General features: G+C 37.9%; 28 protein-coding genes, 1 pseudogene and 1 riboswitch. Of the genes and pseudogenes, 15 read left to right on the top strand and 14 right to left on the bottom strand.

Translation table 11 applies throughout. The annotated features are described in order from the left end of the window. Positions 1 to 77: 77 nt before the first annotated feature. Positions 78 to 623, bottom strand: a complete 546-nt coding sequence (msrA, locus tag H4J66_RS18255; RefSeq protein WP_182176338.1) for a peptide-methionine (S)-S-oxide reductase MsrA — start codon at positions 621 to 623, stop codon at positions 78 to 80. A gap of 467 nt (positions 624 to 1090) precedes the next feature. On the opposite strand from msrA, the gene H4J66_RS18250 reads away from it, so the two are divergent. From H4J66_RS18250 to H4J66_RS18240, 3 genes and pseudogenes are all read left to right on the top strand, one after another. After that, positions 1091 to 1357, top strand: a complete 267-nt coding sequence (locus tag H4J66_RS18250) for a hypothetical protein (protein WP_182176337.1) — start codon at positions 1091 to 1093, stop codon at positions 1355 to 1357. A gap of 6 nt (positions 1358 to 1363) precedes the next feature. Next, positions 1364 to 2026 (top strand): HAMP domain-containing sensor histidine kinase, encoded by a 663-nt coding sequence (locus tag H4J66_RS18245; RefSeq protein ID WP_182176336.1) that lies wholly within the window; start codon positions 1364 to 1366, stop codon positions 2024 to 2026. Between the two features lie 11 nt (positions 2027 to 2037). After that, positions 2038 to 2609: pseudogene (locus tag H4J66_RS18240) on the top strand (response regulator transcription factor). A 2-nt stretch (positions 2610 to 2611) separates the two neighbouring features. On the opposite strand, the gene H4J66_RS18235 reads toward H4J66_RS18240, so the two are convergent. After that, positions 2612 to 3730 (bottom strand): DUF3083 family protein, encoded by a 1119-nt coding sequence (locus H4J66_RS18235; RefSeq protein ID WP_182176335.1) that lies wholly within the window; start codon positions 3728 to 3730, stop codon positions 2612 to 2614. Between the two features lie 127 nt (positions 3731 to 3857). Here H4J66_RS18235 and H4J66_RS18230 point away from each other — a divergent pair, with 127 nt between their 5' ends. Both H4J66_RS18230 and rmf read left to right on the top strand, forming a co-directional pair. Then, entirely contained in the window at positions 3858 to 4100 is a 243-nt protein-coding gene (locus H4J66_RS18230; RefSeq protein ID WP_070374839.1) for a DUF3820 family protein, read from the top strand. A 245-nt stretch (positions 4101 to 4345) separates the two neighbouring features. Then, complete coding sequence (gene rmf / locus H4J66_RS18225) at positions 4346 to 4522, top strand: ribosome modulation factor (RefSeq protein ID WP_070374838.1); 177 nt, start codon at positions 4346 to 4348, stop codon at positions 4520 to 4522. 74 nt (positions 4523 to 4596) lie between these two features. Here the strand turns inward: rmf and ung are convergent, their stop codons facing one another. The 12 genes from ung to moeA all read right to left on the bottom strand — a co-directional run bounded on the left by ung (position 4597) and on the right by moeA (position 17570). Continuing rightward, the gene (gene ung / locus H4J66_RS18220) at positions 4597 to 5286 is read right to left on the bottom strand and encodes a uracil-DNA glycosylase (RefSeq protein WP_182176334.1); all 690 of its coding nucleotides are present in this window, start codon (positions 5284 to 5286) and stop codon (positions 4597 to 4599) included. A 66-nt stretch (positions 5287 to 5352) separates the two neighbouring features. After that, positions 5353 to 6648, bottom strand: coding sequence for a threonine synthase (gene thrC, locus H4J66_RS18215; protein ID WP_182176333.1), 1296 nt, complete (start codon positions 6646 to 6648; stop codon positions 5353 to 5355). A 39-nt stretch (positions 6649 to 6687) separates the two neighbouring features. Then, positions 6688 to 7653 (bottom strand): homoserine kinase, encoded by a 966-nt coding sequence (gene thrB / locus H4J66_RS18210; RefSeq protein WP_259369174.1) that lies wholly within the window; start codon positions 7651 to 7653, stop codon positions 6688 to 6690. After that, positions 7635 to 10091: a bifunctional aspartate kinase/homoserine dehydrogenase I gene (thrA, locus tag H4J66_RS18205; protein WP_182176332.1), complete on the bottom strand. Its 2457-nt coding sequence runs from the start codon at positions 10089 to 10091 to the stop codon at positions 7635 to 7637. The genes thrB and thrA overlap by 19 nt, the downstream gene beginning before the upstream one ends. Positions 10092 to 10413: 322 nt before the next feature. Next, positions 10414 to 11361, bottom strand: a complete 948-nt coding sequence (locus tag H4J66_RS18200) for a sensor domain-containing diguanylate cyclase (RefSeq protein WP_182176331.1) — start codon at positions 11359 to 11361, stop codon at positions 10414 to 10416. After that, positions 11362 to 11970, bottom strand: a complete 609-nt coding sequence (locus tag H4J66_RS18195; RefSeq protein WP_070374833.1) for a chemotaxis protein — start codon at positions 11968 to 11970, stop codon at positions 11362 to 11364. Beyond that, complete coding sequence (locus H4J66_RS18190; protein ID WP_070374832.1) at positions 11967 to 12332, bottom strand: response regulator; 366 nt, start codon at positions 12330 to 12332, stop codon at positions 11967 to 11969. The genes H4J66_RS18195 and H4J66_RS18190 overlap by 4 nt, the downstream gene beginning before the upstream one ends. 526 nt (positions 12333 to 12858) lie before the next feature. After that, the gene (locus H4J66_RS18185; RefSeq protein ID WP_182176330.1) at positions 12859 to 13572 is read right to left on the bottom strand and encodes a M48 family metallopeptidase; all 714 of its coding nucleotides are present in this window, start codon (positions 13570 to 13572) and stop codon (positions 12859 to 12861) included. Positions 13573 to 13627: 55 nt separating this feature from the next. Then, complete coding sequence (locus H4J66_RS18180; protein ID WP_182176329.1) at positions 13628 to 13987, bottom strand: YebG family protein; 360 nt, start codon at positions 13985 to 13987, stop codon at positions 13628 to 13630. 176 nt (positions 13988 to 14163) lie between these two features. Then, positions 14164 to 15579, bottom strand: coding sequence for an ATP-dependent RNA helicase DbpA (gene dbpA / locus H4J66_RS18175; protein WP_182176328.1), 1416 nt, complete (start codon positions 15577 to 15579; stop codon positions 14164 to 14166). Positions 15580 to 15600: 21 nt separating this feature from the next. Further along, positions 15601 to 16299, bottom strand: coding sequence for an alpha/beta fold hydrolase (locus tag H4J66_RS18170; protein WP_182176327.1), 699 nt, complete (start codon positions 16297 to 16299; stop codon positions 15601 to 15603). 35 nt (positions 16300 to 16334) lie between these two features. Beyond that, a complete protein-coding gene (gene moeA / locus H4J66_RS18165; protein ID WP_182176326.1) occupies positions 16335 to 17570 on the bottom strand; it encodes a molybdopterin molybdotransferase MoeA in 1236 nt (411 codons plus the stop codon). Between the two features lie 229 nt (positions 17571 to 17799). Then, positions 17800 to 17950: riboswitch (molybdenum cofactor riboswitch) on the top strand. On the opposite strand from moeA, the gene moaA reads away from it, so the two are divergent. The 10 genes from moaA to H4J66_RS18115 all read left to right on the top strand — a co-directional run bounded on the left by moaA (position 17937) and on the right by H4J66_RS18115 (position 24805). After that, positions 17937 to 18908 carry a GTP 3',8-cyclase MoaA gene (moaA, locus tag H4J66_RS18160; RefSeq protein ID WP_182176325.1) on the top strand — a complete coding sequence of 324 codons (972 nt, stop codon included), beginning with the start codon at positions 17937 to 17939 and terminating at the stop codon, positions 18906 to 18908. It overlaps the preceding riboswitch by 14 nt. A gap of 1 nt (position 18909) precedes the next feature. Then, on the top strand, positions 18910 to 19563 hold the full coding sequence (locus H4J66_RS18155) for a molybdenum cofactor guanylyltransferase (RefSeq protein WP_182176324.1): 654 nt from the start codon (positions 18910 to 18912) through the stop codon (positions 19561 to 19563). A gap of 56 nt (positions 19564 to 19619) precedes the next feature. After that, positions 19620 to 20162 carry a molybdenum cofactor biosynthesis protein B gene (moaB, locus tag H4J66_RS18150; protein WP_182176323.1) on the top strand — a complete coding sequence of 181 codons (543 nt, stop codon included), beginning with the start codon at positions 19620 to 19622 and terminating at the stop codon, positions 20160 to 20162. After that, positions 20162 to 20701, top strand: coding sequence for a cyclic pyranopterin monophosphate synthase MoaC (gene moaC / locus H4J66_RS18145; RefSeq protein ID WP_182176322.1), 540 nt, complete (start codon positions 20162 to 20164; stop codon positions 20699 to 20701). The genes moaB and moaC overlap by 1 nt, the downstream gene beginning before the upstream one ends. 3 nt (positions 20702 to 20704) lie before the next feature. Continuing rightward, complete coding sequence (gene moaD / locus H4J66_RS18140; RefSeq protein ID WP_182176321.1) at positions 20705 to 20953, top strand: molybdopterin converting factor subunit 1; 249 nt, start codon at positions 20705 to 20707, stop codon at positions 20951 to 20953. A gap of 10 nt (positions 20954 to 20963) precedes the next feature. After that, a complete protein-coding gene (gene moaE, locus H4J66_RS18135) occupies positions 20964 to 21440 on the top strand; it encodes a molybdopterin synthase catalytic subunit MoaE (protein WP_070374822.1) in 477 nt (158 codons plus the stop codon). An 11-nt stretch (positions 21441 to 21451) separates the two neighbouring features. After that, entirely contained in the window at positions 21452 to 22249 is a 798-nt protein-coding gene (gene modA, locus H4J66_RS18130; RefSeq protein ID WP_259369187.1) for a molybdate ABC transporter substrate-binding protein, read from the top strand. Next, entirely contained in the window at positions 22242 to 22943 is a 702-nt protein-coding gene (modB, locus tag H4J66_RS18125; RefSeq protein ID WP_070374821.1) for a molybdate ABC transporter permease subunit, read from the top strand. The genes modA and modB overlap by 8 nt, the downstream gene beginning before the upstream one ends. Next, complete coding sequence (gene modC, locus H4J66_RS18120) at positions 22943 to 24031, top strand: molybdenum ABC transporter ATP-binding protein (protein WP_182176319.1); 1089 nt, start codon at positions 22943 to 22945, stop codon at positions 24029 to 24031. The genes modB and modC overlap by 1 nt, the downstream gene beginning before the upstream one ends. Positions 24032 to 24055: 24 nt before the next feature. Continuing rightward, on the top strand, positions 24056 to 24805 hold the full coding sequence (locus tag H4J66_RS18115) for a HesA/MoeB/ThiF family protein (RefSeq protein WP_182176318.1): 750 nt from the start codon (positions 24056 to 24058) through the stop codon (positions 24803 to 24805). Positions 24806 to 24862: the final 57 nt, after the last annotated feature.

The raw sequence follows: 24862 nt of genomic DNA, 5'->3' as shown, positions 1-24862 counted from the left end.
GTGACACTGATTGTTTCAGTGTCCGCACTTTGTTAAAAATGAGATTTTATTCTCAAGCTGACAATATTACTTTAAGCCTATGATGGTTTTAATTTACTTACGAACGTTTTTCTAAATTTCGCGAGCTTAGGTGAAACAACTGCCTGACAGTAAGGATTACCAGGATTATTATTGAAATAGTCTTGATGAACATCTTCACCAGAAAAGAACTCTGACGCTTGAGTTACCTCAGTCACAACCGCTGAGCTATACATATTGCTAGCGTCGACTTCTTTAATAATATCTTCAGCAACTTGCTGTTGTTCTTTGCTGTGATAAAAAATCCCTGAGCGATACTGGGTTCCTATATCGTTACCTTGACGATTTAATTGGCTGGCATCGTGTAGCGTAAAAAATACTTCTAATATTTCACGACAAGTGATCGCTGCGCTATCAAAAGTTAACTGCACGACTTCTGCATGGCCGGTTTGACCCGAGCAAACGTCTTCATAAGTTGCTAGCGCTGCGCTGCCGCCCATATAACCTGATATGGCAGATTTAATGCCGATTAATTGGTTGTATGCACCTTCAATACACCAAAAGCAACCGCCTGCCAGGGTGATTTTTTCTTCATGTGATGACATTAAAATAAACCTTAATAAATTTGATTAAAATAACTGTATAACAATAGACGTTTAGATGTCTATATGTTTTTATCTGAAATTTAAAATAAACTGTTTTTGATTAGTTGAAAATATAAAAATTAGCGTAATATCAACGAATACGATTAACCAATATAAAACATTATGTCTTTATTTTTTAGTAAGTTTAACCAAGTTCGCACCGTTCTTTTATTACGCAGTGCGGCTATAATTATTCAGCTGATATTAATACTTTTGTTAATGGCGTTTTAAACTATCAACTGCCTTGGTTACCGCTCATTATTGTTATTTCAATTGAAGCTTTATTTACCTTAGTCAGCTATTTATATTATAAGTCTGGAAAAGAAGTTGATAAGCGCGCCTTACTTGGGCAGATTTGTGCTGATATTTTATTTCTCTCACTTATTTTATATTTTAGTGGCCGAGCAACTAATGCTTTTGTCTCGTTATTGCTTATTCCTATTGCTGCTGTGACGTTAACTCCGCTGTTACTTGGAAGTGTCGCACTATTAGCGATTGCTTCATACAGTGTTTTATTGTGGTTATTACCCATGTCAGTAATGCATGGCAATATGCAAAGCCACTTTATTGGTGTGTGGATAAATTTTCTCTTTTCTAGCATTGTTGTTGCAACCGTTGTTGGCCAAATGGCACGAAGAATCCCTCAAAAAGAACAAGCAATAGCTGCTTTTCGGGAAGAGCAATTAAAGCAATAAAAAATCATGTCATTAGGGGGCGCTTCTGCGCAAATAACTTATCAGCTCGCTACTCCCATAGTAACTGTAAAGTTGCTTGTCGATGAGCTCAGTGAGGAGCTACCTGAGCACCCTGCGATTGTTGACTTACAAAGACAATTATTACGTTGTAGCAGAAGTTTAGCTGAGTTTCGTCAAATGGTTTTTGAGATTAAAGAGCAAAAGTCAAAAGAGGTGCTTTGTGCTGATATTGTGCAACAAGTGCGTGATCATATTAACTTAAATTATCCTGATGTTAGGGTGAACTTCTTCTCTGAGAAGCACCAATCAATACTCAGTGAAAACGCTAAAGTATTGGCTGATGCTTCATTATTGCCAGCAATTTTAAATTTAGTTAATAATGCGATTCGATCCACTAAAGTCAGCGGTAGTGATAAAATTGAGTTATCTAGCTTGTTTGATGAAAAAAATTGGCAGCTCAGTATGCGTGATTTTGGTTGTGGTTTTACCCAATTAACACTAAGTGAGTTAGGCGTTAAACCTGTAAACAGCAAACAAGGATTAGGTATGGCAGTATTTTTGAGTCATGCAAGTTTAGAGCGATTAGGCGTTACACTTGCCTTAACCAATCACGTTGCTGGTGGTGCATTAGTAACGTTGAAATTAGCGTTAGTGGTTAATGATACGTAGGAAAAAAATGGATGAAATTATTAATTGTTGAAGATGACAGCACCTTTGCTAATACGCTTAAAAGACGCATTTGAAAACATGGCTACAGCTGTTGGTTGGCCGATAACATTAATGATGCATTGTTAACCTGTCATCGTCAGTTGCCAGAATTCATATTACTCGATATGAAACTCCATCATGAAAGTGGCTTAAATTTGATTAATCTGATGAGGAAACTATTGCCAAAGAGTCGTATTATTTTGTTAACCAGTTTTGCCAGTATAGCTACTGCCGTTGACGCAATAAAGCTTGGCGCAGATGATTACTTAGCCAAGCCGGTCGATACACAGACTTTATTATCAGCTTTAGCTAAAAACGCTAACAGTTCGTTGCTAAAAAAATCAACATTGGCTTCAAATTTAGGAATAAACATTATCAATGAGCCAACGTTGTCAACCGAGCAGGTTGAATGGGAGTATATTAACAAGTCTTAAAATTTAATAATGGTAATGTTTCAGCAACGGCACGTCAGCTTTCAATGCACCGCAGAACGTTACAACGCAAGCTACAGAAAAAAACAACCGTTAATGGCGAAGTTAAATAACCTTAGTTTTCAATGTTATAAGCAATATGCTGATGAAACCTTAGCGTTAATTCATCTTTATTAATAGGGATTTCGAGTTCGGTTGCTAATAAACGCATTGCCTGTTCTATTTGGTTAATAAACTTGCCATAGCCGCTGTGCTGGGAGTCTTCTGCGGTAGCCACAAAGATAAGTTGTACGTTATCAACTAACTCATCGGCTTTCCATTTACTCACCAAGCCACAGGGACTCTGGTTAGGGTTATAACCTAACATTTGTAACTCACCCATCTTAGAAATTATTTCATGCAAACTATGTCGGACAATGGGGACTAAACCATTAGCGATTAACGCTCCATTATTTAAATTAAAGCGCTTTGCCACCAGAGAAAATGTATCCGTTAAATAAGTATAAAGCGGATTGTATGGATCTTTAGAATTGGCATCAATATCAACTAAACCCAATAAACGATTATCGACCGTTAGATTAATTACCACATAACTTATTGCCGATGCGTTTGGTGTTATAACAACGTTTTGTGATTTATAGCGTTCATCAATAGGTCGTAATTTATGCGCTTGTGTGCCTAAGCAGCCTTTATTTTTAGCAAATAAATCATAGGTAAGGTGTTGATGATCACGTAAACGTATCGCTCTACTAGGCAATTTTGTTTGCTCGATAAAACTATGCAGTAACCGAGTCACTTTTTGATGAAATGCCGCTGCATTAAAGCGAATGTCGTCGCCAGAGGCTAAAAACAGCAGGGTAATCTTTTTTGCGCGAATACTGGCATCAAAAAAAGAATTTTGTAATTGATGATTTTGAGGATCGTAATAAAATAAAATTTGCTGGTTGGTTTGCCATTGGTGCATTTCTTGACTGTAGCGAACGCGAACTAATTTGTCGTTAGCAATAAATAAGCTACTTTGTATCGCATAGTCATTACTTAGCGTAAATAACAATTGTGATAAACTTTGATAAAAATCATAGTAAGGTTGAGTGCTATGCGTTGAAATATTTGGAGAAATTAACTCTATTAATTCATCAGTAATGGTAAACTCAGCTAAAATATATTGGTTATCTCGCGCATTTGAAGGAATATAAGCTTTGTGCGCTGCACTGCGTTTTCTTATTATAGACATGTTCGTTCCCTGTTTTAAATTAGTCGATAAACTTGTGATGATTATAAATAGACCTTATGACACTTTTATGATGTTAAAAGGTTTTGAGTTATTATCCCGACAGGAAAATTTAATAAGTAGAGAAACTATGTTTTCAGATCAACAAGCTTTGCTCGACGCTGTAAATCAAATAATGCCTTTTGGAAAATATGCAGGTAGACCCCTACTAAAATTGCCAGAGCCTTACTTAGTTTGGTTTAAATCAAAAGGTTTTCCTGAAGGTAAGCTAGGACAGCAACTTGAATTAATTTATGAAATAAAACTTAATGGTCTTGAAGGCATGTTAGAACCGCTGTTACGCTCGAGTCGCTTAGGTATCCCACAACATTAAAATAATTTCTTATATAAAAATAACTTTTAATAATCATAGGTAATAACGCTTGTTGGTAACAAATTGTTTTATTTATATAATCTTATAATCAAGATTTTTCAGCTCTGGTTCATTAACTTTTGAACGTTTTTCTATCGTAATGTACCTTGATTTAGCCTTCTCCTTAATCTTAACTGAATTGTCGACTGCTGTTTTATTCGACAAGTATTAATAAATATCACCAAGACAATGATGGAGAGTTATCGATGCAAACAAAGAAAAGAGATCGTCTAGGCAGAGCACATTCCAATGGTTATAAAGCAGGCCTCACCGGAAAAACAAAAGAAAAATGTCCTTATCAAAATACTGATGCAAAATCAGAATGGCTAGGGGGTTGGCGTGATGCGTTAACAGATAAAAACCTAGGACTATTCAAACTATAAGTTAACATCATATTTTTAATAAAAAAGAGCCCTTTGTTGATGTTTACCAAGGGCTGTATCTTTTTTAGTTAAGCTTAGACTTGTTCCGGTAACTGCCAGTTTATCGGAGTCATATTTTTTGATAGTAACCATTGGTTGGTTTTTGAGAAATGCTGACAGCCAAAAAAACCGCGATATGCCGATAAAGGTGAAGGATGTGGCCCCTTTAATACAGAATGCTTTTCGGTATTAATATCTTTTCCTTTCTTTTGTGCATGAGCTCCCCAAAGTAAGAATACACAACCGCTACTTTCTTGATTAATGTGCTTTATTACTTCATCAGTAAATGTTTCCCAACCTAACTTAGCATGAGAATGAGCCTGTGCTTGTTTGACGGTTAAAACTGTATTCAGTAATAACACCCCTTGCTCTGCCCACTGCGTTAAGCAACCATGGCTTGGCTTAATAAAGTCAGTAAACTCATTAACAAGCTCTTTATAAATATTGACTAAAGAAGGTGGGACTTTAATGCCGGGTTGCACAGAAAAAGCGAGTCCGTGAGCTTGATTTTCACCGTGATAGGGGTCTTGTCCTAAAATAACTACTTTAGTGTCTCTAATATTTTGATAACAAAAAGCATTAAAAATATCGTTTTGCGCAGGAAAGATAACGTCGCCCTTTGCTCGTTGTTGAGAAATTACTTGGCTTAGTTCGATGAAATATGGCTTGGATTGTTCTTGATTAATAAGTTGTTGCCATTGTGGCTTAATATTTTGATTTATCATGAGGTATAAAAATGGCCGTTAATCTAAATTAACGACCATTATAAACGTGTTTTTAACTGAACAAAATCAGTGATCGTTTAATAATAAATAATCACGTAAGTCGCTAAAGTTAGCAGCCATATCTTTTGATAAAATGGTTTCGCTGGCGCAGTCAGCAAGCTCTTTTGGTAAACCGATTGGTTGTCCTAAAATACTTTCAACCACCTCTTTGAATTTTGCTGGGTGTGCGGTCCCTAAAAATACACCAAATTCACCTTCATTTGCATTGTACTGTAACGCTTTATAGGCAATGGCTGCATGTGGTTCACTGATGTAACCCAACTTGGCTAACTGTAAAACAGTTGACTGTGTTTGTTCTTCATCAATTGAAACAGAGCTAATACAATCGCTGGGAACTATGCCAGACTTTAGCATATGTTCAACACGAGGCCAGTTGTTTGGATCGCTAACATCCATCGCATTGGAAATGGTCGCTACAGTAGCATTAGGCGTCCACTCACCTGTTTTTAAGTAACGAGGCACAGTATCGTTGGCATTTGTTGCCGCAATAAATCTTTTTATCGGTAAACCGAGTGCTTTAGCAAATAAACCAGCAGTTAAGTTACCAAAGTTACCACTGGGAATAGATACCACAACATCGTTTAATTCGCTTTTACACTTTTGACGAGATAACTGTGCAAACCCTTCAAAGTAATAACATACCTGAGCTAATAAGCGGCTGATATTTATTGAGTTAGCAGAATTTAAACCTATAGTAGTGGCGAGCTCTCTATCATCGAATGACTTTTTAACTAACGCCTGACAATCATCAAAACTCCCGTCGATAGCGAGTGTTTCAATATTGCCGCCTAAGGTCGTAAACATTTTTTCTTGTAGCAGGCTAATTTTTCCTTTTGGATATAAGATCACCACACGAATATTTTCAATGTTATGAAAAGCATGAGCAACCGCTGCGCCTGTGTCACCTGAAGTCGCCGTTAATATGGTGATTTTTTTATCTTTGCTAAAAACTTGCAAACATTTAGCCATAAAACGCGCGCCAAAATCTTTAAAGGCGAGTGTTGGACCATGAAAAAGCTCTAATATGGCTCTGTCTTTATTGATGGGTTGAATTTGTGCTGGAAAGTTAAAAGCACTGGTCACAATCTCAGTTAATTGCGCTTTAGTTAAATCACCTTCTACAAATGGGTAGATGACATGTACACTTCTTTCAACTAAAGGCATAGCAAGTAAGTCATCGATATTATCTAACACTGGGATTGTTTCAGGAAAAAATAGTCCCTGATTTTTTCCTAGTCCTTGCTTAACCGCACCAGAAAAACTGACTTGTTCATCGTTTTCTTTTAAATTATAAAATTTCACAACATATTCCTAATAAATTTGGTATTTTTAATAAAGTGATTAAGCGGGCAATCTCTCAGCACCCGTTAAGTCAACCTGACAGACATGAACAAAACCTGAGTCTGTTTGTAAATAATTTTTTTGTAACCAAAGCGCGCTATCTTGGGCTTTTTCAAGCGAATCACAGACACAAAATAAGGTAGGTCCTGATCCTGAAATCCCTACAGCTAAATGACCTTGAGCGCTTAAATAGTCTTTGGCTTCGATAAATTTTGGCAACAAGTGCTGACGATAAGGCTCTGCAAGTACATCTTTGAGCACTGAAAATGCTTGTTGTTTATCATTACGGTGGCAAGCATCAACAAAAGTTGCTAAATTTTGACCGAAGGTAATGGCATCAGCTCGACTGTATTGTTTGGGTAAGACATCGCGCGCAGCTTTCGTTGAGACATTAATACCAGGGTAAGCCATTACGTAGTAGCAATGATCAAATTGTGGCAAACTTCGGCTAATAACGTGCTTGTCTGGCACCATTAATTGCAAACCACCTAAATAACATGGCGCGACATTGTCGTAGTGCAAACTACCACTTATTTTTGCCTCCATTTCACCCATCATAAATAACAGCGTTTTTTCATCAAAATATTGCTGATAAAATTCATTAAGTGCGACCAGTGCTGCAACTACAGAGCAAGCACTTGAGCCTAAACCACTGCCAACTGGCATCTTTTTATCTAGTGTCAGTTGTACTTTATGAACCGCTTGTTGCGATTTTTCAAGTGCTAGGTTGTATAGCTCTAGACAATGCCAAACAATATTGTCTGTTGCCTTACCGGGTAGCTTATTGGCAAATTCACCAATCACAATCAGCTTATTCTCAGAGGCTGACTCTATGGTAACTACATCACCTAATAAAGTACCATCAATGGGTTTAACCGCTAGACCTAAAACATCAAAGCCAACGTTTAGGTTGCCTATTGATGCGGGAGCAAAAACAGATATAGCCATTAGTGCTGCTGCTCCCATGCTAATGTTCTTAATAGATCACCAAACACACCGGCGGCGGTAACCGCAGCACCTGCGCCATAACCCCGTAATACAAACGGTAAGGGTTGGTAATAACGGCTATGTATTGCCAACGCATTCTCACCATCTTTAACACTATAAAGTGGATGATCATTGGCAACAGCTTCAATGGCAACTTTACATTTTCCATCAACTATATTGCCAATATAACGTAAAACTTTACCTTCAGCTTTTGCCACTTTTACTCGTTGAGAAAATTCATTATCTATTTTCGCTAAGTTCTTCATAAATTCACTGACATCACCACTTGCATCAAAATTTGCAGGTAACACAGATTCTATAGAAATATCAGATAACTCAAGCGGAATTCCTGCTTCACGCGCCATGATTAACAATTTACGCGCTACGTCCATACCGCTTAAATCGTCACGAGGGTCAGGCTCGGTAAAGCCATTTTCTTTGGCGATAGCGGTAGCTTGAGAAACGGTCATACCTTCTTCTAGTTTTCCAAACATATAAGAAAGTGAACCAGACAATATACCTTCAAAACGTACTAATTCATCACCCGCTTTTAGCAAGCTTTGTAAGGTATCAATTACGGGTAAGCCAGCACCAACCGTTGTTTCATATAAGAAGCGACGGTTAGACTTCTGTGCGGCACTGCGCAAAGCTTGATAGTATTGCCAAGAGTCAGTATTGGCTTTTTTATTTGGCGTTACAATATTAAAACCCTCTTCAAGGTACTCTACATAGCTCATTGCTAAAGACTCACTAGACGTTGAGTCGACTAACACCGGATTAATCAGGTGATTCTCGCGGACAAAAGCCTTGATGTTTTCAACATTTACTGGAACTGCGTCACTTTTCATTTCTGCTTGCCAGTTATCTAAATCAATCCCTTCAGTATTAAAGAGCATACCTTTACTGTTAGCAATGCCGTAAACCTTTAAGGAAATATTTTGCTTTTTAAGCTTAGGTTGTTGACGAGCAATTTGCGCAAGAAGCTCACTACCAACAACGCCGCAGCCAACAAGAAATACATCAATAGTGGGTTTGTGAGTGAAGAAATTTTGATGACTGACTTTCATTGCATCAGTACATTTACGTTTTTCTACCACAACAGAAATACTACGCTCTGACGAATCTTGGGCAATAGCGATTACATTGACACGCGCTTGGGCTAATGAACTGAAAAACTTAGCAGCAACCCCTTGTTGATGATGCATACCGTCACCAACCAGAGAAATAATTGATAATTCATGTTGTAACTTCAATGGTTCAAGTAAACCATTGAGTAACTCTAGCTCGAACTCTTGTTGTAAGCTTAGTTCGGCTAATTCAGCATCACTGGTGTGAATACAAAAACTGATACAGTATTCGCTGGAAGACTGACTAATTAAGACTAAAGAAATTTTTTCTTGACTCATAGTGGCAAATACACGACTGGCCATGCCAACCATACCTTTCATACCCGGTCCTGAGACATTGACCATAGTTAAATCATCAAGATTAGATATTGCTTTAACTTTTTTAGTTTGATCATCCTCGTTAGATATTAAGGTTCCTGGCGCAGAAGGATTACCGGTATTTTTAATCAAACAAGGAATATGAAATTGGGCAATGGGGCCAATCGTTTTTGGGTGTAGTACGCTAGCACCAAAATATGAAAGTTCCATCGCTTCTTGATATGACAAGTAATCAAGTAACTTTGCTTCTTTTATTAGGCGAGGATCTGCGTTAAAAACACCATCAACATCCGTCCATATTTCACAACATTCAGCTTGAGCACAAACCGCGAGAACGGCGGCAGAGTAATCCGAACCATTGCGGCCAAGTGTCGTTACTTGCCCTTGTTTGTTAACCCCGATGAAACCCGGCATTAAGGCAACTTTATTGAGATCGTTGTAATGGTTTTCGAAGTTTTCTTTTGATAAGACTAAATCAGCGACTGCATTAAGAGACGCTTCGTTGGTGATTAAAAAATTTTCTGGTTCAATAACAGACGTTTTAATATTTTGTGCGTTCAACACTGATTCGAGCAAGGCAACACTTAAACGCTCACCTATGCTGATAATTATAGCGCGGATATGATCCGGGCAATAAGACAACATAGTCGCGCCTTGTAGATAACGTGAAAGCTTATGCTCCCAGTTTGCAAGGACTTGCTCTGCATGTAATGGGCTGAATTTTGGTAAGCTGGCACCAAGATCATCAATAATAGTTATAATGGCTTTTCTGAAGTGTTCTAAATCATTCTGTAATTTTATTTCATCACTAATATTCTCCGCCATAGCCACTAAATGGTTGGTTACGCCCTGTGGGGCGGAAACAACGACAGCAACGGCAGAATCGTTACTTTTGTCAGTTATAATTTTGGCAACTTGCACAAAACGTTCTGCTGAACCTAGAGATGAACCTCCAAACTTTAATACACGCATTTTACTTCCTTTTTATTGTAAATTCTTTGCGAGCCAAAGAACTTGCAATGATTAAAACCTTAAAACAAAAAAAAGCCCGGAACCTAAGGGGTCACGGGCTTTTATTTATGTGTTTTTTACACGTCAGCCGATGACAACCATCCCATTGAGGGTGGTAGTGATAATAATAATGGTAATACGACGGACAAATGTTTTCATGGTTCTAAAATGCCTGAGCAGTGTTTTACTGTCAATAGTTATTTATGAATAAAAAGTTATATTTTATTCATAAATAAGCATTAAGAGGGTTTATTTGGATAATAAAGCGAATATATTCAGTTTTTTAGGCTGAAATAATATTTTTTGCAGTGCAAACTATATTTCTTCCAGAAGCCTTAGCGTCATATAAGGCAAGGTCTGTGTGGGATATTAGGTCTTCATAACGAGTGTCTGCTTCGGTGATGACTGCGACACCAACACTGGCGGTAACATTTATTTCGATTTCTTGAAAGTTAATGATATTTTTGCTAATCGCAACACGGATCCGCTCAGCAACATCTAAAGCGCCAATAATATCGGTATTAGGTAGAATAATCGCAAACTCTTCACCGCCATAGCGACCAAATAAGTCACCTAAGCGCAGTAGTTCACTGATCACTTTAGCGGTTTCTATTAATACTATGTCACCACCTAAATGTCCGTAGGTATCATTAAGTAATTTGAAATGATCTAAATCGAACATAATAAGTGCTAAACCATGCTGATAACGACGTGCACGCGAAAATTCTTTTTCGAGACACTCTTCCCAATGCTTTCGGTTAAAGACTTGTGTTAAGCCATCGATACGATTGGCCTGTGCAAGCTCTTCAAGTGTTTTGTTTAGCTTACTTTGGTAATGGCATACATCGGTAACATCTTCTATAAGAATACAAACGTGCTCGTTAGCCTCTTTATTTTCAAGCGGCAAAAAGGTACAGTTTTGTGCCATAAAGTGACTGTCTGTCGTCATAGGGCGGGTATGAGGCAATTCAAATAGGTGATGTCTTTGTTCCCATGAGCAAAAAGACTGGGTTTTTAGTTGAAAGACACTTTCAATTTTTCTTTTGAACCACTTTTCTGGCAGCTCGGGAAAGACAATAAAAATATCTTGTCCGATAACATTTTCAGGCTTTTTGTTCGCATGAATTTGTAAATACCGATTCCAAAATACGATATTGTATTGACTATCTATGATGAGAATACCGGTATTTAATTTGTTGGCAATATCAGGACAAATATCATCAGCAAGCATTTAGAACTCTTCCAAAATTCTGTCAATAACTGTTTTTATATTGATAATTGCTGACTCAGGAATAAACAAAACCATATCGCAATTAAATGAATAATCAGTAACTTGATAAGTTATTTTAACTTTTAAAGCTAAATCCCAGTTAAATGATTGTTGGGCAAGATGATCGGATATTGCACTTTGTGAACCCGCTAATAAACGCGGCGCACTGTAAGACATTTGATTATCTATTTGTTTAGCAAAAACATTTAAGAAGGTGGTGGTTAAAATAGAGCTTAAGTCAATAATTTGTTCTTCAACAGATAATTCATCAGGCTCATAGCCCAGTAAATCTGCAAGTCGATCAGAATCTTTTGGCTTGTACATAAGCAGTGCTTCACCGCGAATGCCTTCGTAACCAAAGAAGCCTTGACTTACTACCGCAGCAGAATTTTCATCACTGTTTAACGAGTTAAGCAGGCTTAGCGTACTGACTTGTTCAATACTAGGTACTTTTAAATAAACAAAGGTATTTAAGTATCGGGCAAGTTGATCACTTGCTTGACCCATAGCAACATTAATTATTTCTTGTAAACAATCTTGCTGATCTTCATTTAAGTTGAGATCGCTCATAAAAAACCATGATTTCTTAGGTTAGTGTTAAGGACTTCTAATTCAACAGGTTTACGTAAAAAAGCTTTGGCACCGAGTTCAAGGACTTTACTTTGCATTTCTGGTTGTATATCAGCTGATATAACAAAAATTGCCGGTGTAATGTTTTCATCTTTTAGGGTTTGGAGTACACCTAAGCCATCTAGAACAGGCATGGTAAGGTCAAGAAATAGAATGTCAAATACTTGACTGCGTAAAAGTTCAACAGCTTCTTGACCATTTTTTGCTAATTGTGCATTAGCTGATAGTTGCTCTGGTAAGCTACGTAAAACTTGTTTACGGGCCATATTAGAGTCATCACAAACAAGAACTGAAAAGCTCATGTAATCGGTAATCCTTTATTTTTTTTATTATATAGCGTTAATCTACCTTAAATAAGCGGTACTGTTAATTAATAAAGTACAAAAATGCTGATTTTTTATGCTTTTAATAACTATCTCTCTAATAATTGCACAATATAACAACAAACTAAAAATAATACGGCCAAAAATGAGTGATAATCTTCCCGTGATACTTTTATCTTTTACCTGTTTAGAAGGTGATTATTAGGTTAATTAACACTATAGACATTATTGTCGAAAGGGTATAAATCGCAATAGCTTTCCAGCTATATGTTTTGAATTTCATCATTTATCTCTTCATCTATTGATTATAACAATGGCTAATAAATTGTTATATCCTGTGAATTTAAATTAGTATTCAAATAATAAGCGATATTCGTGCCACAATATAATGTAAGTTGGAGAAATTGTTGAGAATTTTATTAGGCTAATACTGAATTGATTATATTTTGTTTATAAAAAGGTTTATTTGTTCGCTCATTTATCCCCTACGAGGATATTATGACCATTAAATAGTCGGCCATTGTAATTGGTTTTGGTGGGATTTTAACCACGCTTTAGCTGAACCGTAGTTAGGGTAGTTAAGCGCAACTAATTGCCAAAACTTAGTTGAGTGATTCATATACCTAAGATGACAAAGCTCGTGAACTATTACATAATCGATAATCCATTTAGGCGTCATGGCTAATAAAGAACTGAAACTAAGTTCACTTCGACTATTACAGCTGCCCCATCTAGACTTGTACAATCTTACTTTAAACAATTTGGGTAAAACACCAATTTTTTCCGCGTAATGAGATAAGTTTTCATCAATATAAGCATAAGTTTGCTGCTTTAACCAAGCTTCAAGTTGTTGCTTTACATATTTATCTTGGTTTTTTATATCATCAGCTATTTTGATTTTTAATTTACTAGCGAGAGTCGCTATGATGGTATCTTGATGAAGCGTTATTTCTGGAAATAGACCATAATGAATATCCAGTGTTTTAAGTTCGCCATTAACAAGCAATTGGCTATCTTTTTGATAATGATTATTTTGACTGGCAGGTTGTGCGTTTTGCTCGGCAATTTTTCTGTGCAGCCAAAGACTTTTTGATTTAACAATGTTCGCTATATCATCTTCAGAAACATATTTTGGCGCACGGATTATAATTTTTCCGTGCTTAACTTGTAAGCCAACCGTTTTTCTTTTAACACTACGAATGAGCTGATATAACAACATAATTCAATATTATCTAGTGCTAAGTAAAGGTAAATTCAAACCCGTACATCGCACTTTATTTATTTGTGCTCGCTTTAGCATTGCGCGGCGCTTTTACTTTTGCTTCAATTTCTGGCGACGAGTCAGTGCTATTTACTGTTTCAACTGACGCGGTAACGTTTTTTTTAGCAGCAGTTTCTGGCTTAGCTTTCTTAGCTTGCAAAGCAACAAGCACATCTTCACGATTCTTAGCTAGATAAATACAGAGTTCTTCACGCACTTTTTCATCAATATTAAAGCTGCTGGCTTCAAACATTTCGGCTAAGCTGTCAGCCATATCAAGCATTTTGTCATACTCGTCTGCTGCTTTTTTATCCATGAATGTTTCTACCTCCACACCTTGTCTAATGACGACAAATCGACTTTCAACTGCCATTTTTTTTCCCTTATAGGATCAATATTACGCTTGATGGTTTTATCATATACGATTTAAAACCGCTTATACAATCAAAATTAACTGTACAAAACAACAGTATCATACGAGGTTTGTATTAAAATACAATCATTTTATAAAACCTCGTTATTGATAAATACTGTTTTAACCGAAAGTAACTATAGTAATCGCACTCTAAATTTACGACCTTTTAACTTGCCGTCACTGAGTTTTTTAAAGGCCTGCTTGGCAAACTTTCGGCTTACAGCTACATAAGCCCAGTTATCTGATAATTGAATTTTCCCCACTTCGCTAGCTGAAATGGTTTTATCACCAGTTAGAGCGCCAAGGATATCGCCCGCACGTACTTTTTGTTTTTTACCACCATCTATTTGTATTGTTGCCATTTTCGGAGAATACACCGAGGCGTTTAATACACTAGCGTCTGGCAGTAATTCGCCTTCGATAGTTCGGTCAAGGTAATCTTCTAATAAACCTATTTTGTAGCTTTCTTTTTCACTGAAAAAAGAACAAGCAATACCTGTGCTACCCGCTCGACCTGTGCGGCCAATACGGTGTACATGAATTTCGCTATCACGAGCGATATGATAATTAAATACGGCATCTAGCGCATCAATGTCTAAACCACGCGCGGCAACATCGGTGGCGACTAAAATTGAAATACTCTTATTGGCAAAGCGAACTAATACTTCGGTACGATCTCTTTGCTCTAAATCGCCATGTAAATCTTGAACATTAAAACCGTAATTACGTAGTTCATTGACAACAATTTGTACGTCTTTTTTGGTGTTACAAAAAACGATACTTGATTCGGGTTGATGCTGTAACAACAATAAACGGATACCGTCGATACGCTCGCTGTCATTCTCTACCTTATAAAAATGCTGTGATATGGTGCTTTCTTCGTGATTTCCCTCAACGGTTACCTTGGTTGGTGATAGCATTATTTTTTTAGCAATATCGGCAATTTCTGCAGGATAAGTCGCACTAAATAATAAGGTCTGTCGTTGTTGAGGAATTTGGCTAATAATAAAATCAACGGAGGCTTGAAAGCCCATCTCTAGCATGCGGTCGGCTTCATCAAGCACTAGCATATTCACATCGTCTAACTTTAATGTGCCTTTACCTAAATGATCTTCAATTCTTCCTGGCGTGCCAACAATGATATGAGCACCATGCTCTAAAGAACCAACTTGCGGGCCAAAAGGCATACCGCCACAAAGGGTCAATATTTTTATGTTATGGATGGCTCGGGCTAATTTACGAATTTCTTTCGCTACTTGGTCGGCTAATTCACGTGTAGGACAAAGGATCAGTGTTTGAATACGAAAACGTTTTACGTCTAGTTTTTCTAAAACACCTAGGCCAAAAGCAGCGGTTTTCCCTGAGCCTGTTTTACCTTGGGCAATAACGTCACCACCGGCAATAATAGTTGGCAAGCTTTGGGCTTGAATGTCGGTCATCTGTTGATAACCCATAGACTCTAAATTTTGAATTAACTCAGGTTTGAGTTGTAAGGTGGAAAAACTAAGCTGGCTCAACGGGAATTCCTTGGCATAAATATGATAGGTCATTTTACCTTGTTTAAATGCTTATTACTCGATAAAAAAACGAATCATATTGCCAGCACACTTTTCTGGTTGTTCAAGGGGTAACATATGGCCGGTGTCGGCAAGTGTTATTGAAGAAATCAGCGTCGATTGCGTTAAAATAGCGGCAATGCGCGTTAACGTAACCAGCGAGTCATTATCACCAATTAAGAACTGAATGGGGACGGCAAGCGTAGGAAGTTTTACTAATAAATTTTCGCGTTGGGTGGTCACTGTTAATTGATGGATAAGTGTCTCCTTACCCAACTCAATATCCATTGCTCGAATACAGTTAATGATGTCTTGATTATTGTGTTTGCTTGGATGCAGCAAGGCAGTTATACGTTTGCTGGTGATGCCTGAGTAACCATGCAACTTTACATAAGCAATCGTTCGGCTGCGCTCTTTTAATGCAGCGGGTGGCAACAAATAAGACATATTAGAAATAAGCAGTAGTTTGTTAATTTTATTAGGATACTTCAGCGCAAAAGCTGACGCGATATATCCCCCTAAAGAAAAACCGGCTAAATTTATTTTTCCTGGTGGGAATTTTTGTTCAAGCGCAGTGACTATTTTATCAATACTATTTTTCACGGGGATGGCAATGTGGATAAGCTCCACATTTTCAGGTAAGTAAGCCATACAAGCCTGCCACAGACGTTGATCGCACATGGTACCGGGCAGGCAATATATTTTAATCGTCATATTGTGTATTCATAACAAGCTAAAAATAAATAATGCTATTGAATAACATCATCAAATAGTTGCACGTTAACAATTTCATTAGCGGGAACGTTGCCTTGGTTTGCCGGTAGAACAATATAGCAGTTGGCCATCGACATGCTGGTTAAAATCCCTGAGCCTTGACTACCTGTACTGGTAACTATCATCTCGCCTTGGTGATTGGTTGACAATATCGCCCGTTGAAAGTCCATGCGTCCGGCGCGTTTATTTAATTGGGTGGCTGTTTTTACTTTTAATAGTGGTAACTTTTTAGCTTGGGCATGCTGTAATTTTAATAATGCGGGCACAGCCAATTGATGTGCGGTGACCAAGGCTGAAACAGGGTTGCCGGGTAAGCCAAAAAAGTAACTATTAGGTAATTTTCCAAAAGCAAAAGGCTTACCGGGTTTCATGGCTATTTTCCAAAAACCAATTTCGCCTAATTGTTCAAGTACCAACTTAGTATAATCGGCGTCACCTACAGAAACACCTCCTGAAGAAATAACAACATCGGCTTGTTGATCGGCTTGTTCAAATGCAGTGCGTATTGCTTGTTCATCGTCAACGATAATACCAAAATTAATAACAGTAACATTCAGCTTAGTCAAAATCGCAATTAACGCATGGCTATTACTTTCATAAATATCACCGTCATTAAGGACTTCGCCCGGAGATTTTAATTCATCGCCGGTTGCTAATACAGCAACAGTAATTTTACGATAGACTTCTACTGTTGGCACACCTAAAGATGCCAGTACACCAATATCTATCGCCGAGAGCTTTTTACCTTGGCTAAAAACGGCTTGGTTTATTGCGATATCTTCACCGGTAAAGCGAATGTTATCGTTAAATTCTCGGCTTTCTAGGAATGTAATACCGGTATCTTTTACTTGGCAGTTCTCTTGCATTTCGACGGTATCACAACAACTTGGTAATTTTGCACCTGTCATTATACGAATACATTCACCGATTTTACATTCACCTTGAAAAGGCGCGCCAGCCATTGACCGGCCAATCATAGTTAATGTATCAGTCGTTTGTAAACTTGCCAATTTAAAGGCATAACCGTCCATGGCTGAATTATGATGAGGAGGAACATTTAATGGGCTCGAAATGTTGCGAGCTAGCACACGATTTAAACCTAATGCCAAAGAAATTGTCTCAGTTGTATCGATCGGCGTAATCGCCGATAACATTTTTTCCATCGCTTGTTCGAAAGGTAATAATCCGGGAGCAGAATAACAATCAACCATAAGTAACTCTTCTATTATATTTATTTTTACACGGCAAATTAGCACCGCCTGCGTGTTATTCCCATACGCGCCTATTACAATTTATTTAACAGCATAGGAATACGTTATTATGACGTAAATTTACTTATCAATAATACGTGTAAAGTGATGACTTTTTGATGCATATCAAAATTACTTATCGTCTAGCCGTATTTTAATAGTGAAATAGTTTACTATACTTGTATTCATTAAATGAATTATTCGCCGAGCTTTTCTAGCTAAATCTTTTTTTAGAATGCTATTTAAGCCGTGGTTAATAGTAATTTTGCTATAACCACCAGGGTTAACGAGGAAACTTGTTAGCCTCCCTACATTTGGAAAGGTGAGATGTTAACAGACAACTTCGGTCGCAAGTTTTATTACTTGCGCCTCTCTATTACTGACGTTTGCAACTTCCGTTGCACCTATTGCTTACCTGATGGTTATTCATGTGACCATGATCGTGATTTTCTATCCTTTGACGAAATTAAGCGTGTTGCCAACGCTTTTGCTCAAATGGGTACAGAGAAAATCCGTATAACCGGTGGCGAACCTTCACTGCGAAAAGACTTACCTGAAATTATTGCTGCTTGTAAGCAAACGCCTGGTATTAAAAAAGTCGCGATAACCACTAATGGTTATAAATTACCTGAACATCTGCAAGGCTGGTTAGATGCCGGAATTGACGCGATTAATATTAGTATTGATAGTCTTGACCCGCGCATGTTCCATTCAATCACCGGCCACAATAAGTTACCCCATATTTTAAAAGGCATAGATATGGCGTTGGCAGATGGTCGTGCAACAATTAAAATTAATACCGTATTAATGCGCGAATACAACGGTCACGACATTAAAACTTTTCTTGATTGGCTGAAAGTGACTCCGGTGACATTACGCTTTATTGAATTAATGCAAACCGGTGATAACCAAGAATTTTTTGATGCACAACATGTACAGGGTGCACGTATTAAGCAAAATCTAATATTAGATGGTTGGTTACATGTAGTTAACGATAAAGCAGCAGGCCCAGCACAAGAGTTTTATCATCCTGATTATCAAGGTAAAATCGGTTTAATTATGCCGTACAGTAAAGACTTTTGTAGTACTTGTAATCGTTTGCGGATAAGTTCATTAGGTAAATTACATTTATGCTTATTTACCGAAGAAGGTTTACCGTTAAAAGAGTATTTACAGCAAGATGATATTGAGCCATTGAAAGCACAGATTCGCGCGATGATGACCGATAAAAAAGCCACTCATTTTCTGCAAGATAAACTCACCGGTGCCACCAAAAACCTTGCGATGTTGGGTGGCTAAGATGAATGCAGCTTTGTTTAATCAAGGATGTTTAGGCGTAGTGCTAGCGGGTGGAAAGTCTTCTCGTATGGGCAGCAATAAAGCTTTGTTAATGCGTAATAAGATTGCAGTAAATGGCAAAGAAAATATGCTCAGTTTCAGTAAGGACCTACTGAAAAATATTGGTATAAATAACATTGTTGTCAGTGGAAGTACTGATGGGATTAATGTTAACAGCGAAAATTATGTTACTGATCAATTTGCAGAACTTGGCCCTATGGGGGGTATTTACAGTGTTATTAAAAAATACCAACCTAAATCATTATTGATATTACCGGTTGATTTACCTTTAATGACCAAGGAAACACTTTCGCAGTTAAAAATAAAAGGTGAATTAGCTCAAAAAGCCTGTTTTTATTCTAATCATTTTTTACCACTTTATTTACCTAACAATGCTTTTGTTGAGCAATTTTTTACCTCGCATTTTCTCCATTATTTGCAAGGTAATAAAGGTGCGTTAAGCGAAAAAAACAACCCTAAGAAAAATGGTCCGTCTATTCGTTCGATGTTTGCACAAGTGCCACATCAAGTTTTAGCTGTGAAGTCACCACAGTGTTTATTTAATACCAATACACCGCAAGAATGGCAACAAGCGCAGCAACGCTTTTCTGTGTGATTTTTTGCGTTTTTTATTTAACAATTGACAGAAACTAATAAAATTTAGGAAAAATCATGAGCTCTTTACATAGCGGTAACGCTTTTATTCCCTTATCAATTGCGGTATTAACTGTTTCTGATACCCGTGATGAATCAAATGACACTTCAGGGCAAGTACTTGTTGAACGCTTAACTGAAGCGGGTCATAAACTTGCCGATAAAGTGATTGTTAAAGATGATGTTTATCAACTACGCGCCATTGTTTCAAAATGGATTGCCGATGATAATGTCCAAGCGATAATTTCGACCGGCGGCACCGGTTTTACTGCTCGTGATAATACTCCTGAAGCCTTAATGCCTTTATTTGATAAAAATGTCGAAGGTTTTGGTGAAGTTTTTCGGGCTATTTCGCTTGATGAAATTGGCACGTCGACAATTCAGTCACGAGCGTTTGGCGGCATTGCTAACAGTACTGTTATTTTATGTGTACCAGGCTCAACTAATGCTTGTCGTACTGCTTGGGATAAACTTATTAGAGAGCAACTTGATGCGAGCCATCGCCCTTGTAATTTTGTACCTCATTTAAAAATGGCAGAAGTTTGTGAGACGCGCGACTAATGACTACTTTAGCAAATAATAACCATGTTAGCGCCTTAAGCCATGTCAATAAACGTGGTGAAGCAAATATGGTTGATGTCACCGATAAAGCGCTGACGTCAAGGTCTGCGACGGCCGAAGGTTATATCCAAATGTCGGTACATACCTTGTCGTTAATTACCCAAGGTGATAATAAAAAGGGTGATGTATTTTCTGTTGCTCGCATTGCCGGTATTCAAGCGGCAAAAAAATGCAGTGATTTAATTCCTCTTTGTCATCCGTTGATGTTAACTAAAGTAAATGTTGATTTCACCATCGATGAAGAACGTAGCCAAGTGCATGTGACAAGTTTATGTAAACTAACCGGACAAACGGGTGTCGAAATGGAAGCCCTAACAGCGGTTGCTGTTGCGTGTTTAACATTATTTGATATGTGTAAAGCCGCTGACCCTTTAATGGAAATTCACGGTATTCGTGTAATGACTAAGGAGGGGGGTAAATCAGGCTCTTGGCAAGCAAAAGCAGAGCAAGCTTTAGAAGATTCAAAGAATAAAGGATAAGCTATGATCAAAGTAATATTTTTTGCCGCGTTGCGAGAACAGCTCGGCTCTGCGGGTACTGAAATAAGTGCTGACCTTGCCACTACCGTCGCTGAAGTTAAAGTGGCGTTAGGTGAAAAAAATAATGATTGGCAATATTACCTCACCAACAATTCATTACTTTGTGCGGTTAATCATCAAATGGTTAATAATGATTTTTTGGTGAAAGCAGGAGACGAAGTGGCTTTCTTTCCACCCGTCACCGGAGGATAAAATAGTTAATATGGCGAGTCTCAATAATAAGTACCCAGAGATCAGTATTCAAACCGAAGACTTTGATCACGGTGTTGAAGTTAATCTGTTAGAGAATGATAATGTTGAAGATGGTGCCGTTGTTACCTTCAGCGGTCGAGTGCGCAATAATAACTTGGGTTTGAAAGTTAAAGGATTATTCCTTGAGCACTACCCTGATATGACTGAAAAGCTATTAGCTGAAATCATTGATACGGCAAAAAAACGCTGGGATATTGGCCGTGTAAAAGTTATTCACCGAATCGGCCAGTTAGCCATAGGTGAACAAATTGTTTTTGTTGGTGTGACTAGTAAACATCGTCAAGATGCATTTGCTGCTAATGAATTTATTATGGATTTTTTAAAAGTGGCCGCGCCATTTTGGAAAAAAGAACTCACTGAACTTGGTGAAACCTGGTTAGCAGCGAAGGCCAGTGATAAAGAAAAAGCACAGGCGTGGAGTAAATAGCTTTGGCATTAATGCTGGCGAGTATATCTACTCGTTTTTTATTGATAGCGCTACTTATGTTACCGATAACTTTAGTTGCGGCTAAATACACGGCAAGTGAGAATGAAGCACCCTTGCGCATTGCCGTTGCTTCGAATTTTGCACCGACATTAAAACAGTTACTGGCTCGCTTTAATTCAAATCAAAAACAATTTTTATCACCAATTCTTATCGCGGCATCCAGTGGTACTTTATTTCTACAAATTGAACATGGCGCTACTTTTGATGTGTTTTTATCTGCTGACAGTGAACGACCACAATTATTATCAACAAGCGGCTTAGCGGTGAGTGGAAGTCTGCAAACCTATGCTTTTGGGCAGCTAGCTCTCTGGTCTGCAAAGGGTAATATTGACAGCGACCTCTTGGTAGCCCTTAATAATAATAAACATCGTCTTGCCATTGCTAACCCCAGGATTGCGCCCTACGGTAAGGCTGCTAAGCAAGTATTAGAAAATTTACAACGTTGGGATGATTATAAAGACCGATTAATTCAAGGAATTAATATTGGCCAAACGTTTCAGCAAACACGTTCGCAAGCCGTAAACTTAGGCATTGTCAGTAATAGTCAATTAGTGCTCAATAATTTTAAGGGAGTATTGATCCCCTCACATTTACATCAACCAATAAAACAGCAATTAGTGATTTTAAAGCACAGTAAAAAAATAGCCCAAGCCGAACGTTTTGTTACCTTGTTGATGAGTAAGCAAGCTCAACAGTTTATCACTGAATCAGGTTATGCATTGTCGAATGAGATGAATGCCAATGAGTAATACCCACCCAGATATGCTGGCGCTGATCACCACATTAAAAATGGCGGGCTTAACCACGGTTATTTTAATGTTAATTGGCACGCCACTCGCTTGGTATCTCGCTAAAATGCAAAGCCGATCGAAAGTTTTTATTGAAGCATTAGTGGCTTTACCTTTAGTACTACCACCGACAGTACTGGGATTTTATTTATTATTGTTGTTTTCTCCGCAATACCTTCCAGGACAAATTTGGCAACAGGCAACCGGTCAACAACTAGCGTTTAGCTTTTCTGCTATTGTTATTGGCTCTGTTTTATACTCTTTACCCTTTGTTGTGCAACCATTACAAAAGGCATTTGAGCAATTGGGCGATGACTTATTAGAAGCAGCAGCTATGCTTGGTGCTAGCGCTTTCGATCGATTTTTTACGGTTGTTATGCCAATGACTAAAGCCAGTTTTATTACCGCAGCCAGTTTAGGCTTTGCTCATACGGTTGGTGAATTTGGTGTGGTCTTAATGATTGGTGGTAATATTCCAGGTGAAACCCGTGTGCTGTCAATTGCCTTGTTCGATCATGTTGAAGCGTTCGATTATGCACAAGCACACCTTATTTCAATAAGTTTAGTTATCTCATCGCTTGTTCTATTATCTTTAATTTATTTACTGAATAGGCCTGCTAAAAATAAACGAGTTAAATCAAAGAGGTTTAATTAATGGCTGAGCTAGCACTAAATTTCACCGTTGAGCATGATGATTTTTCATTAACAATTGATGAAAAAATATCTTTAACGGGTATCACAGGGATTTTTGGTCATTCTGGCTCTGGAAAATCAACCTTATTAAAAGTGATCGCCGGATTAGAACAACAAGCACATGGCAAGGTATTACTTGATGATGAATACTTATTTAATAGCGAGGCAAAAACGTTTATTGCACCACATCAACGTCGCATAGGTTTAGTTTTTCAAAATAGTCGCTTGTTTCCTCATTTAAATGTCGAAGAAAACCTACGTTTTGGGCAAAAGCGACATAAAAATTGTCGGTTAAGTTTTGCAGAAATAGTTGAACTCACCCAGCTTGAAAGCTTGCTCTATAAAGCGGTTACTCAACTCTCTGGGGGCGAGCAACAGCGTGTTGCATTAGCGCGCGCCATATTGGCTGAGCCAAGATTATTATTACTTGATGAGCCATTGAGTGCACTTGACGATAAAAATAAAATTATCTTGTTAGCTTTACTCGACAGGGTCAAGAGAAAGCTTAATTTACCGATGTTATATGTCAGCCATTCTTTAGATGAGCTTCAACAACTGGCCGATAAGCTACTAGTTATTTCTTTAGGAAAAGTGATTCATCATGGTGATATTCACCACGTTATTCATCAACTAACCACCAATAACGAAATATTGCATCAAACCAGCTTATCATTGATGGTGAAAGAGCATTTACCCGAATACGGCTTAACAAGTTTACGTTTAGGCGAGCAACAAATATTTATTGCTTGTGACAGTCCATCAGACAAAAAGAAAAAAGTGCGCTGCATTATTGCCGCTAGTGATATTAGCATTACTTTACATGAACCTATTGAAAGCTCTATTGTTAATCACTTACATGGCGAAATAACAGCAATTAGTCATATCATATCGTCTGATGGCGCTAATGCTCAAATGCTAATAACGGTTAATTGCTCAGCACAACCCTTTTTTGTCACCATTACTACTTGGTCGGCTAAGCGCTTATCGTTAATGCCGGGTCAAAGTATATTTATTCAATTCAAAGCGAATGCAGTACGTTCACTGCGTTAACTTTTTTTAGGAACTATTTAGCTGATGTTATCTCAATACGAACAACTACGTTACAGCCGTCAAATTATGATCAATAAAATAGGTGAGCAAGGGCAGTTAGCCCTGCGTGAAGCCAAAGTACTAATCGTTGGTGTCGGTGGGCTAGGTAATCCGGTCAGTTTATATTTAGCGGCCGCCGGAGTAGGAACTTTATTTATTGCCGACGGTGATAAGGTTGAGATGACCAATTTACAGCGACAGATATTATTCACTGAAAATGATATCGGTAATAATAAAGCTGATGTTGGTGCTGAGAAATTGCAACAGCATAACAGTGACATTACTATCGAAGTCGTTGATGAGATGCTTGATGAAGAATTAGCAAACTATTACATTGAACAGGTCGATGTGGTCCTTGATTGCACAGACAATATCACCACACGTTATTTATTAAATAAAATCTGTGTTGAGCAAAAAACACCATTAATCGTTGGGGCGGCTACGGGGTTTGACGGTCAGCAATTAGTCATTGATCCTCGAAATCCAGCAAGTGCTTGCTATCAGTGCTTATTTCCTGCGAGTGAAAAAGCGCCGACCCAAAATTGTCAAACCCTTGGTATTGTCGGTCCTGTATTAGCGATTATAGCCGGTATGCAATCGTTACAGGCCATTAAATTATTAACAGGCAACACCATACATATTAATCAGTTAAATCTCTTTGATGGTTTATCAAATCAATGGCAACAATTTACCCTAAATAAACAGGACGATTGTCCGGTTTGTCGAACGAGCTAGATAATTCATGCTCATTAACGGCACGGAGTTAAATCAACTAACCCCGTGTCACTTCAT

Origin of the sequence: Colwellia sp. MB3u-55 (assembly GCF_014076785.1) — a bacterium.
In the GTDB taxonomy this organism is placed as follows: domain Bacteria; phylum Pseudomonadota; class Gammaproteobacteria; order Enterobacterales; family Alteromonadaceae; genus Colwellia_A.
The sequence above is the reverse complement of the archived record's forward strand: the minus strand, read 5'-3'. Positions and strand labels throughout refer to the sequence as shown.